The organism is Arthrobacter sp. FX8 (genome assembly GCF_026723805.1).
GTDB lineage: Bacteria > Actinomycetota > Actinomycetes > Actinomycetales > Micrococcaceae > Arthrobacter.
In genome coordinates this window covers 1028825-1040392 of record NZ_CP113505.1, presented here as the reverse complement: position 1 = coordinate 1040392, position 11568 = coordinate 1028825, and the positions used below count along the sequence as shown (strand labels likewise).

Below are 11568 nucleotides of genomic sequence, written 5' to 3'. Positions count from 1 at the left end.
ACCTAGAGGATGCCGAGGTTGCGCTGCAGCTCGTAGGGCGTCACCTGCAGCCGGTAATCCTGCCATTCGGCGCGCTTGTTGCGCAGGAAGTGCTCGTAGACCTGCTCGCCCAGGATCTGCGGCATCAGCTCCGAGTCCTCCATGGAGCGGATGGCGTCGTGCAGGCTTGCCGGCAGCGGATCGTGGCCCATGGCGCGGCGCTCGGCCGAGCTGAGCGACCAGACGTCGTCCTCAGCGGCTGCCGGCAGCTCGTAGCCTTCCTCAATGCCCTTCAGCCCTGCACCGAGCAGGACGGCATAGGCAAGGTAGGGGTTGGCCGCGGAATCGATGCCGCGGTACTCGATGCGGGCGGACTGGCCCTTGCCCGGCTTGTACAGCGGCACGCGGACCAGGGCGGAACGGTTGTTATGCCCCCAGCTCAGGTAGCTGGGAGCCTCGCCGCCGCCCCACAGGCGCTTGTAGGAGTTGACGAACTGGTTGGTGACTGCCGTGAACTCGGGGGCGTGCTTGAGGATGCCGGCAATGAACTGGCGGGCCGTCTTGGACAGCTGGAACTCGGCACCTGCCTCGAAGAACGCATTGCTGTCCCCCTCGAACAGCGAGAAGTGCGTATGCATTCCGGAACCGGGGTGGTCGGTGAACGGCTTGGGCATGAAGGTGGCGTAGGTTCCCTGCTGCAGGGCCACCTCCTTGATGACCGTGCGGAACGTCATGATGTTGTCCGCGGTCTGCAGTGCGTCGGCGTAGCGAAGGTCGATCTCGTTCTGGCCGGGACCGCCTTCGTGATGGCTGAACTCCACCGAGATTCCCACCGATTCCAGCATGGTGACGGCGGTGCGGCGGAAGTCCTGGGCCACGCCGCCGGGAACGTGGTCGAAGTAGCCGCCCTCATCCACCGGCACGGGTGCGCCGTCCGGACCCGGCTCCTGGGACTTGAGGAGGTAGAACTCGATCTCGGGATGCGTGTAGCAGGTGAAGCCCATGTCCGCGGCCTTGGCAAGGGTCCGCTTGAGGACGTTGCGCGGATCAGCGGTGGAGGGCTCGCCGTCGGGAGTCAGGATGTCGCAGAACATGCGTGAGGTCTGCTCCGTCTCGCCGCGCCACGGCAGGATCTGGAAGGTTGCCGGGTCCGGCTGCAGCAGCATGTCCGATTCGAAGACGCGGGCCAGGCCCTCAATGGAGGAACCGTCGAAGCCGAGGCCTTCCTCGAACGCTCCCTCGACTTCCGCCGGCGCCAGCGCCACGGACTTCAGCGAACCCACGACGTCGGTGAACCACAGCCGCACGAAACGTACGTCGCGCTCTTCGATCGTGCGCAGGACAAATTCTTGCTGGCGGTCCATGATGGCCTCTTCTCCGGTCAACGTTCATGCTCCGGGGCCCGCGCAAAGGGGAAAGCCGGCAGCAGTTCATCATCACTGTACTAATCATTCGGCGCCGATGCTTGAGCCTGCGCCGTGCGTAACACAGCATTAACCTGTTCGGCCGCCCAGGCCGTCCGCCGCCCGGGTCTCCAGCGCCCTTTGGCGCCTGTCCAAAGCGCCGCTATGACGCTAATCACCTTTGACCGGCGCCGCCCGCGGTAGCTAGGACGCCGGGTACCGCACTACGCTCATCCCATGGCCTCCAGCAACAGCTCCGACTCCAGCGCGTCCGCAGAAGTACCCGCACCCTACGGAAGTGGCCCGGGCACAGCGGCCGCGGCTGCGGCTGCGGCTGCGGCCCCGGCCCCGGCGGAACGGAAGCCGGCAAAGGTCCGCATCCACCACCTGCAGCAGGCCAAGAACGACGGCACCAAGTTCGCCATGCTTACCGCGTACGAGCAATACACGGCCGAGATCTTTGACGCAGCCGGCATCGAGGTGCTCCTGGTTGGCGATTCGGCGTCGAACAACGTGTTCGGCAACGAGACCAGCCTTCCGGTGACCGTGGACGAACTGCTCCCCCTGTGCCGGGCCGTCGCCAGGACCGCCAAACGCGCCCTGGTGGTGGCGGACCTTCCGTTCGGCAGCTACGAGGTCAGCGCCGAACAGGCCGTGGCCGCCGGTGTCCGTTTCCTGAAGGAAGGGCTGGCCCACGCCGTGAAGATCGAGGGCGGGAAGTACTACGCTCCAACGGTCCGGGCCATGGTGCAGGCAGGCATTCCGGTCATGGCCCATATCGGCTTCACCCCCAAAGCGAACACGCCCTGGGCGGGTACCGTGTCCAGGGCCGCGGCGACGATGCCCGGCGCCTGATTGACGACGCCGTCGCGCTGGCGGACGCCGGGGCGTTCTGCGTGCTGATGGAGATGGTGCCTGCCGAAACAGCGGCGGCGGTCGACGCGGCAGTGAGCGTTCCCACGGTTGGCATCGGTGCCGGCAAGGCGACGACCGGCCAGGTGCTCGTGTGGCAGGACATGGCCGGCCTGCGGGGCGGCCGGATGGCCAAGTTCGTCAAGCAATACGCGGACCTGCGCAGCACATTGCTCGACGCCGCCACCGCCTATGGCGAGGACGTCCGGTCAGGCCAGTTCCCCGGCCCGGAGCACTCGTTCTAAACCCGCCCGGGTAAGCCGGCTGCAGCGAGGCCGGACGCACCCAACGGGTCAGTCGTCGTCGCCCTTTTCCCAGGCCTCGTTGCGCGCTTTGACCTTTTCCAGGGCGTGTTCGGCTTCCGCCCGGGTCTGGTAGGGCCCAATGAGCTGGCTCCAGTCCGACATCCGGTCCTCTTCCACCTCGTGGGTCTTGATGTTGAACCAGTACTCAGTCATCGTTGCTCCTCGTTCCGGCGACAGGGAAAGCCGGGGGTGATCCACGTAACACAAACACTTACGCGTGCCCTCCGCCGCTTGTCGGTTGTTAGGCGTTCTGTGGTGCCTTATATGATCAATCTATGCCTTCCCTTGCCTCGACTGCACCCATTGGCACCCTGACCCCGGGTACCGTGAGTCCGCAGCGTCCCGTCCCGGCGTCCATCCCCCGTCCGGAGTATGTCGGCAAGACCGCCCCGGCCAAGTTCACCGGTTCCGAGGTCAAATCCGCGGAGACCATCGAGAAGATCCGGATTGCCAGCAGGATCGCGGCCCAGGCCATCGTTGAAGTGGGCAGGCACATCCAGCCGGGCGTCACCACGGATGAGCTGGACAAGGTGGGCCATGAGTTCCTGCTGGACCACAACGCCTACCCGTCCACGCTCGGTTACCGCGGATTCCCCAAATCGCTCTGCTCGTCCTTGAACGAGGTCATTTGCCATGGCATTCCGGACAGCACGGTGGTCCAGGACGGCGACATCCTGAACATCGACATCACTGCCTACATCAACGGCGTCCACGGCGACACGAACTTCACCTTCCTGGTGGGGGACGTTGACGAGGAATCACGGCTGCTGGTGGAGCGCACCAGGGAGTCGCTGAACCGCGCCATCAAGGCCGTGGCGCCCGGACGCGAGATCAACGTCATTGGCCGTGCCATCCAGTCCTACGCCAAGCGGTTCGGCTACGGCGTGGTGCGCGACTTCACCGGCCACGGGGTTGGCGAGGCATTCCACACCGGGCTGATCATTCCGCACTATGATGCCGCGCCTGCGTACAACACGGTGATCGAGGCCGGCATGGTGTTCACCATCGAACCGATGCTCACCCTGGGCACCGTCGAGTGGGACATGTGGAGCGACGACTGGACCGTGGTCACCCGGGACCGTCGGCGCACCGCACAGTTCGAGCACACCCTGCTGGTCACCGAGACCGGCGCCGAAATCCTCACCCTCCCGTAACCCGGCCATGCCCGCACGGGCATGCTGCCGGCGCAGACCGGACACCTGTTACCGGCCGCGCAAGCGGCCCCTTTTCCTGCCCGCCCCTGTCACACGAACGGAATCCCATTGGCCAAGAAGGACGAAAAACCGCACAAGAACGCACCGCTGATCGGCATCGACATCGGTGGCACGGGCATCAAGGGCGGCATTGTCGACCTGAAGAAGGGCAAGCTCCTGGGTGAGCGCTTCCGTGTGCCCACGCCCCAGCCCGCCACCCCGGAGGCTGTGGCCGAGGCCGTGGCCCTGGTGGTGGCCGAGCTTTCTGCGCGCCCCGAGGCTCCTGAAGCCGGCTCTCCCGTGGGCGTGACGTTCCCGGGGATCATCCAGCACGGCGTGGTCCATTCGGCCGCCAACGTGGACAAGAGCTGGCTGGACACCGACATCGATGCCCTCCTTACCGCGCGGCTGGGCCGTCCCGTGGAGGTCATCAACGACGCCGACGCCGCCGGCCTGGCCGAAGCACGCTACGGTGCCGGCGCCGGCGTGTCCGGCACGGTCCTGGTCATCACCCTCGGTACAGGCATCGGTTCGGCCTTCATCTTCGACGGCAAACTGGTCCCCAACGCCGAGCTGGGCCACCTTGAAATTGACGGCTTCGACGCCGAATCCAAGGCATCCGCTGTGGCCCGGGAACGGGACGGGCTGTCATGGGACGAGTACAGTGTGCTGCTTCAGCGCTACTTCTCCCACGTGGAGTTCCTGTTCTCGCCGGAACTGTTCATCGTGGGCGGCGGAATCTCGAAGCGCGCGGACGAGTACCTTCCCAACCTCAAGCTCCGCACCCCGATTGTCCCGGCTGTCCTGCGCAACGAGGCAGGCATCGTGGGCGCCGCCCTGGAAATCGCCCTGAAGCACAAGCTGGCCAAGTAGGAGTGGTGCCGGTGGCGGCTGCGGCTTCCCCTCCGCTGCCGCCACCGGAGTCTAGAGGGGCTCTTCTCGGAGCTCTTGGCGTTGCCGGCCGGGCCTTTGGCGTCCTCTTCGGCCTCGTGGCGGAGCAGGGCGATAGCAGTTTCGAAATCCTCAAGGGACTCGAACGCCTGGTACACGCTGGCAAAGCGCAGGTACGCCACCTTGTCGAGTTTCTGCAGTGGTCCAAGGATCACCAGGCCCACCTCGTGGGCATCAATTTCGGCTGCACCGGACGCCCGGATTTGTTCTTCGACTTCCTGGGCCAGCATGGCGAGGTCATCCTCGCTCACGGGGCGGCCCTGGCAGGCCTTGCGGACTCCGTTGATGACCTTGCTGCGGCTGAAGGGTTCGCCCACCCCGGACCGCTTGATCACGGAGAGGCTGGTTGTTTCCACGGTGGTGAACCGGCGGCCGCATTCGGGGCACTGCCGGCGCCGGCGGATGGCTGAACCGTCATCCGCCATCCGACTGTCCACCACGCGGGAATCGGGGTTGCGGCAGAACGGGCAGTACATGTCGTTCCCCCTTTTCGCTTGTGGTGTGCAAGATTCCTTGGAAGCCATCAGCACCGCCGGGGGCAATGCTGTGGCGCCTCCCAGTTTACGGGCACATGTGGGGTAATAACAATCCTGTAATTACTACATGTAGTGGTGTCACCCCTGGCCGGGGAACCGCACCGTGACGGCGTCTCCGTGGGCCGGAAGGTCCTCGGCCCGGGACAGGCTCACGATGTGCCCGCTGACCTCTGCCAGGGCTTCCCGGCTGTAGTTGACCACCTGGATGGCGCGCAGGAAGGTGGTGACGTTAAGGCCCGACGAAAAGGCAGCGGTGCCGCTGGTGGGCAGCACGTGGTTGGAGCCTGCGCAGTAGTCGCCCAGGCTCACCGGGCTGTAGTCGCCGACGAAGATTGCCCCCGCATTGCGGATCCGTGCAGCCACGGCTGCGGCATCGCGGGTCATGATTTCCAGGTGCTCGGCGGCGTAGGCGTCGCAGGCAGCGATCCCCTGCTCCAGTCCGTCCACCAGCACGACGCCGGACTGCGGGCCGGACAGCGCCTCCCGGACCCTCGCCGAGTGTTTGGTTGCAGCGGCCTGAAGCTCCAGTTCAGCGCGCACGGCCGCGGCCACCTCTTCCGAATCGGTGATCAGGACCGATGCGGCCTTGGGATCGTGCTCGGCCTGGCTGAGCAGGTCTGCGGCAACCAGCGCCGGCTGGGCGGAGTCGTCGGCCAGGATGGCGATTTCCGTGGTTCCCGCCTCGGAGTCGATTCCAACAACGCCCTTGACCAGCCGTTTGGCCGTGGCGACGAAGATGTTCCCGGGCCCTGTCACCACATCGACGGGCTCCAGCGCGGGACCGGCCGGTGAGGCTTCGACGCCGTACGCGAAGGCGGCGATGGCCTGCGCACCGCCGATGGCATAGACCTCGGTGACGCCCAGCAGCGCCGCTGCGGCCAGGATGGTGGGGTGCGGCAGGCCGCCGAACTCCTTCTGCGGCGGTGAGGCCAGGGCAACGGATTCCACGCCTGCCGCGAGTGCGGGCACGACGTTCATGATCACCGATGAGGGGTACACGGCAAGGCCGCCGGGAACGTACAGCCCCACCCGCGCCACGGGGACCCAGTTCTGGCTGACCACGGCGCCGTCGCCAAGTTCGACGTCCACGTTGCGGGGGCGCTGGGCGTCAGCGAATTTCCGTGCCCGGCTGATCGATTCCTCCAGCGCGGCCCGCACCTCCGGTTCCAACTGGGCCAGCGCTGCGTCAATCGCCTCCCTGGGGACCAGCGGGTGGTCCTGGGCCACGCCGTCGAACCTTTCCGCCAAGTCCGCCAGCGCCGCAAAGCCGCGCTGCCGGACGGCGGAGATGATCTCCAGGACCTTTTCTTCGGCATCCGCCACGGTCTGGCCCTTGGCCCGGGGAACGGCGGCGCGCAGGGCTGCGAGCGTCAGGTTGCGGCCGCGAAGGTCGACGGTGCGGAAATCAACGGCGGCTGCCGCGGGGGCGGGAAACTCCGGGAAAGTGGTCACCGGACTATTTTACGGGGCTGTTCGCGCCTGCCTGTTCCGTCCCCTTCTCCCGGGGCTTCCTGCCCGCCCCGCCGAACAGTTCCAGCACGAAGACCGACATTGCCGTGGCGGCAGGCCACAGCAGCAGCACCGGCCACGCCCGGAGGGAAAAGGCGATGCTGGCGTTCGCCGACGCGTCAACAGCAGGTTCCAAGAGCCGGCCTGCAAAAACCCCGGTCCCCCAGGCGAGTACACTGCCTGCCAGCGCTCCGGCAAGGCCGGTCAGCAGGGCCGCCTGCGGGTCCGCACGCCTGCCATCCGCCAGGAACACGGCCAGGAGGCAACCGGCCAGCACCAGGATCCCTGCCAGGGTGAGGTCGCGCGGAAGCCACACCAGGGGAACCGTGCCCGACGCCAGGGCGGGATCCCGTGTAACCAGGTTCAATCCGCCCGGCGCCAGGAGCCACCACAGGATGCCTGCCGGAATTCCGGCCGCCGCCGGAACCAGCAGCAGGGACCAGGGCAGCCGCCGTGCGGAGTTTGTCATGCATCACACCTTAACAAAGGTTCCTGCCGGGTGATCCGGCCACGCAGTGCGTGCGGCTGTTCTCCGCCCCGGCCGCGGGCCAATAGGCTTGGAGGAAGAGTTACACCACTTAGTGCAGGAGTTCCGGTGACCGACAGCAGCGAGCCGTTCGAGCAGACGTTCAGGGAGATGTTCCGCCGCCACGCCGCGGGCGTTGCCATCATCACCGTGAACTACCAGGACGAGCCCTACGGCTTCACCGCCACCTCGGTGGCGTCGCTGTCCGCCAAGCCGCCCCGGTTCACGTTCAACATGGCACGCAGTTCAAGGTCCTGGCCGGCCGTGGCCAACACCCAGTACCTGGGTGTGCACATGCTGGGGCTGGAGAACCAGGAACTGGCCGCCCGCTTTGCCCGCCCGGGCAACCGCTTCGAGGGCAACCACTGGGAGATCGGTCCGCACGGTGTGCCCATCCTGAAGGACGTCGCAGGGTGGCTGATCGGCGAGGTGCAGATGCGGCTCTCCTTCGAGAACAACGCGGTGGTGGTGGTCCAGGTGGTGGACGGCCAGGTGGGCGGCGAGGGATCACCCCTGCTGTACCACGGCGGCGCCTACGGGCAGCCCATGCCGCTGGATTACGAAATCTAGGCGCGGCACGCAACCCCACCCCGCCCCCAGCCACGCACCCGGGCAGGGCACGACGGCGGCAGGTGCCGGCCGCCGTCGGCTGTTCCTTTGTCAGGCGTCCAGGCAGGGTCAGGCGTCCAGGCAGGCGGGGCCCAGCAGGACCTTCAGGTCGCCGAACAGCGACGGGCTGGGGTTGACGCGGAGGTGGACCGGCAGGCCCATGATTTCCGTGCGGGTGTCTCCCTGCAGGTGCAGCCGCACCTCCGAATTGCCCCGGTGGGTGCGCAGCACATCGCCCAGCTCGGTGACCACGGCCTCGGTGGCCTTGTGGGTGGGCATGGTGATCACCAGGGGCCCGTTCAGCCCTTCGCTGAGGTCCGGGACGGACAACTCCATGCAGTTCAGGGTGATGGCGCCGTCGTCGCGCTTCTGCAGCCGGCCCTTGACCACCACGATCAGGTCCTCGGCGAGGACGGAGGCGATGGGCCCGTAAACCTGCCCGAAGAACATGACCTCGATCGAGCCGCCCAGGTCTTCGACCTCCGCCCGGGCGTAAGCGTTGCCGCTGGCTTTGGCGATGCGCCGGCTCAGCGACGTGATCATGCCCGCGATGGTGATGATGGCGCCGTCCTGCGGACCGTCCTCGCCCAGGATAGTGGTGATGCTCATCTCGGCGTGCTGGGCCAGAAGTCCCTCGAGGCCCTGCAGCGGGTGGTCCGACACGTAGAGTCCCAGCATGTCCCGCTCGAAGGAGAGCTTGTCCTTCTTCTCCCACTCGGGCAGGTCCGGAATCTCGATGCTCAGGGAGGACGACTCCGAACCCGCTTCCTCGAATCCGGCGAAAAGGTCGAACTGGCCAATGGCCTCGTTGCGCTTGAGGGTGATGACGGAGTCGATCGCCTCTTCATGGATCATTGCCAGGGCACGGCGGTGGTGGCCCAGTGAGTCGAACGCCCCCGACTTGATGAGGGATTCGATGGTCCTCTTGTTGCAGACCACGGCCGGCACCTTCATCAGGTAGTCCTTGAACGAGGTGAAGGCGCCCTCGCTTTCGCGGGCGGCCACCATGGCCTCGACGGCGTTGACGCCCACATTGCGGATGGCACCCATGCCAAAGCGGATGTCGTTCCCCACCGGAGTGAAGTTCAGGGCGGACTCGTTGACGTCCGGCGGAAGGACCGTGATGCCCATGCGCCGGCACTCGTTGAGGTAGATGGCCGATTTGTCCTTGTCATCGCCCACCGAGGTCAGCAGGGCCGCCATGTATTCCGGCGCATAGTGCGCCTTGAGATACGCGGTCCAGTAGGAGATCACGCCGTACGCGGCGGAGTGCGCCTTGTTGAAGGCGTAGTCGGAGAAGGGCAGCAGGATGTCCCAGAGGGTCTTGACGGCCTCCATGGAGTAGCCGTTGTCCTGCATGCCCTGGGAGAAGCCCGCAAACTGCTTGTCCAGCTCGGACTTCTTCTTCTTGCCCATGGCGCGGCGGAGGATGTCTGCCTGGCCCAGGGAATAGCCTGCCAGCTTCTGGGCCACGGCCATGACCTGCTCCTGGTACACAATCAGGCCATAGGTGCCGCCGAGGATTTCCTTGAGGGGTTCCTCGAGTTCCGGATGGATGGGGATCACTTCCTGGATCCCGTTCTTGCGCAGCGCGTAGTCGGTGTGCGCGTTGGCGCCCATGGGGCCCGGACGGTAGAGCGCCAGGACGGCGGAAATGTCTTCGAAGTTGTCAGGCTTCATGAGCTTGAGCAGCGACCGCATGGGACCGCCATCGAGCTGGAAGACACCCAGGGTGTCGCCGCGGGCCAGGAGTTCATAGGACTCGGCATCGTCCAGCTCGAGGTTTTCCAGGTCCAGCTCGATGCCCCGGTTCATCTTGATGTTCTCAAGGGCATCGGAAATGATCGTCAGGTTCCGCAGGCCCAGGAAGTCCATCTTGATCAGGCCAAGGCCCTCGGACGTGGGGTAGTCGAACTGGGTGATCACCTGGCCGTCCTGGAAACGGCGCATGATGGGGATGACGTCGATGATCGGGTCGGAGGACATGATCACGCCGGCCGCGTGCACGCCCCACTGCCGCTTCAGGCCTTCAATGCCCAGTGCCGTCTCGAAAACCTTGGCGGCTTCGGGGTCGGTAGCAATGAGCTGCCGGAAGTCCCCCGCCTCACTGTAACGCTTGGCTTCCGGGTTCTGGATGTCCGCCAGCGGGATGTCCTTTGCCATCACGGCCGGCGGCAGTGCCTTGGTCAGCTGCTCGCCCATGCTGAAGGGGTAGCCAAGGACACGGGAGGAGTCCTTGAGGGCCTGCTTGGTCTTGATGGTGCCGTACGTGACGATCATGGCCACGCGCTCGTCGCCGTACTTCCGGGTCACATAGTCGATGACCTCGGAACGGCGCCGGTCATCGAAGTCGACGTCGAAGTCGGGCATGGAGACGCGGTCCGGGTTGAGGAACCGTTCGAAGATCAGTCCGTGGCGCAGGGGGTCGAGGTCGGTGATGCGCATGGCGTAGGCCACCATCGAGCCTGCACCCGAACCACGCCCGGGGCCCACCCGGATGCCGTTGTTCTTGGCCCAGTTGATGAAGTCGGCAACCACCAGGAAGTAGCCCGGGAAGCCCATGGAGGTGATGACGCCGAGCTCGTAGTCGGCCTGCTTGCGGACCTCGTCCGGTATGCCGCCCGGGTAACGGTACTTCAGGCCCTTGTCCACTTCCTTGACCAGCCAGGAGGTTTCGTCCTCGCCGGGCGGGCAGGGGAACCGCGGCATGTAGTTGGCATCCGTGTTGAAGGACACCTCGCAGCGCTCGGCGATGAGCAGGGTGTTGTCGCATGCCTCCGGGTGGTCGCGGAAGAGCTCCCGCATCTCCTGGGGAGATTTGAGGTAGTAGCCGCTGCCGGAGAACGCGAACCGCGAACCGCCGTTGTCATAGGTAGGTTCCAGCAGCGTGGAGCCGGACTGGATGGCCAGCAGCGCCTCGTGTGCCTTGGCGTCGTGCTCGTGGGTGTAGTGGAGGTCATTGGTGGCCACCAGCGGCAGGTTCAGGTCCTTGGCCAGCCGCAGCAGGTCACCGGTGACGCGCCGTTCAATGTCCAGCCCGTGGTCCATCAGTTCGCAGAAGTAGTTGTCCGCGCCGAAGATGTCCCGGAATTCGGCCGCTGCTTCCAAGGCTTCGCGGTACTGGCCGAGCCGGAGCCGGGTCTGGACCTCACCGGAGGGGCATCCGGTGGTGGCGATCAGCCCTTCCGAGTAGGTGTTCAGCAGTTCGCGGTCCAGCCGGGGCCACTTGCCGAACACCGAGTCAAGCGAGGCGATGGACGAGGCCCGGAACAGGTTCCGCATGCCCACGTTGTTGTAGCTCAGCAGCGTCATGTGGGTGTAGGACCCACCGCCGGAGACGTCGTCCTTGCGCTGGGATTCGTCGCCCCACCGGACGCGTTCCTTGTCCGTCCGAGCGGTGCCGGGGGTTACGTACGCCTCGACGCCGATGATCGGCTTGATGCCCTTGTCCGTGGCCTTTCGCCAGAAATCGAAGGCACCGAACAGGTAGCCGTGGTCCGTCGTGGCGAGGGCAGGCATGCCCAGGCGCTCGGTTTCGTCGAACAGCTCCCCCAGCCGGGCAGCTCCATCCAGCATGGAATATTCGGTGTGGGTGTGCAGGTGGACAAACGAATCTTTGCTGGAACTCACCGCACCATTCTAAGC

8 protein-coding genes and 2 pseudogenes are annotated in these 11568 nt (G+C 65.8%); 4 read left to right on the top strand and 6 right to left on the bottom strand.

Features of this window, described 5'->3' with window-relative positions; translation table 11 throughout:
• Nucleotides 1-2 precede the first annotated feature (2 nt).
• A complete protein-coding gene (gene glnA / locus OUO20_RS04770; protein WP_026266112.1) occupies nucleotides 3-1343 on the bottom strand; it encodes a type I glutamate--ammonia ligase in 1341 nt (446 codons plus the stop codon).
• A 276-nt stretch (nucleotides 1344-1619) separates the two neighbouring features.
• On the opposite strand from glnA, the pseudogene panB reads away from it, so the two are divergent.
• A pseudogene (gene panB / locus OUO20_RS04765) lies at nucleotides 1620-2539 on the top strand (3-methyl-2-oxobutanoate hydroxymethyltransferase).
• A 48-nt stretch (nucleotides 2540-2587) separates the two neighbouring features.
• Here panB and OUO20_RS04760 read toward each other — a convergent pair.
• Nucleotides 2588-2752 (bottom strand): hypothetical protein, encoded by a 165-nt coding sequence (locus tag OUO20_RS04760; protein WP_018771538.1) that lies wholly within the window; start codon nucleotides 2750-2752, stop codon nucleotides 2588-2590.
• A gap of 122 nt (nucleotides 2753-2874) precedes the next feature.
• On the opposite strand from OUO20_RS04760, the gene map reads away from it, so the two are divergent.
• Entirely contained in the window at nucleotides 2875-3753 is an 879-nt protein-coding gene (gene map / locus OUO20_RS04755) for a type I methionyl aminopeptidase (protein WP_268002928.1), read from the top strand.
• A gap of 108 nt (nucleotides 3754-3861) precedes the next feature.
• Nucleotides 3862-4665, top strand: a complete 804-nt coding sequence (gene ppgK / locus OUO20_RS04750; RefSeq protein WP_018771536.1) for a polyphosphate--glucose phosphotransferase — start codon at nucleotides 3862-3864, stop codon at nucleotides 4663-4665.
• 56 nt (nucleotides 4666-4721) lie between these two features.
• Here ppgK and nrdR read toward each other — a convergent pair.
• From nrdR to OUO20_RS04735, 3 genes and pseudogenes are all read right to left on the bottom strand, one after another.
• A pseudogene (gene nrdR, locus OUO20_RS04745) lies at nucleotides 4722-5219 on the bottom strand (transcriptional regulator NrdR); the annotation flags it as partial.
• A gap of 138 nt (nucleotides 5220-5357) precedes the next feature.
• Entirely contained in the window at nucleotides 5358-6731 is a 1374-nt protein-coding gene (hisD, locus tag OUO20_RS04740) for a histidinol dehydrogenase (protein WP_268002927.1), read from the bottom strand.
• 4 nt (nucleotides 6732-6735) lie between these two features.
• A complete protein-coding gene (locus tag OUO20_RS04735) occupies nucleotides 6736-7257 on the bottom strand; it encodes a hypothetical protein (protein WP_268002926.1) in 522 nt (173 codons plus the stop codon).
• A gap of 126 nt (nucleotides 7258-7383) precedes the next feature.
• On the opposite strand from OUO20_RS04735, the gene OUO20_RS04730 reads away from it, so the two are divergent.
• Nucleotides 7384-7884: a flavin reductase family protein gene (locus OUO20_RS04730; protein WP_018771532.1), complete on the top strand. Its 501-nt coding sequence runs from the start codon at nucleotides 7384-7386 to the stop codon at nucleotides 7882-7884.
• 108 nt (nucleotides 7885-7992) lie between these two features.
• Here OUO20_RS04730 and dnaE read toward each other — a convergent pair whose 3' ends face one another.
• Complete coding sequence (gene dnaE, locus OUO20_RS04725; protein WP_018771531.1) at nucleotides 7993-11553, bottom strand: DNA polymerase III subunit alpha; 3561 nt, start codon at nucleotides 11551-11553, stop codon at nucleotides 7993-7995.
• Between the last annotated feature and the right edge of the window lie 15 nt (nucleotides 11554-11568).

Bases quoted from the DNA above. Each gene is read 5' to 3' on its own strand.
- glnA (WP_026266112.1), bottom strand. From the start codon at position 1,343: ATGGACCGCCAGCAAGAATTTGTCCTGCGCACGATCGAAGAGCGCGAC.
- OUO20_RS04760 (WP_018771538.1), bottom strand. From the start codon at position 2,752: ATGACTGAGTACTGGTTCAACATCAAGACCCACGAGGTGGAAGAGGAC.
- OUO20_RS04735 (WP_268002926.1), bottom strand. From the start codon at position 7,257: ATGACAAACTCCGCACGGCGGCTGCCCTGGTCCCTGCTGCTGGTTCCG.
- map (WP_268002928.1), top strand. From the start codon at position 2,875: ATGCCTTCCCTTGCCTCGACTGCACCCATTGGCACCCTGACCCCGGGT.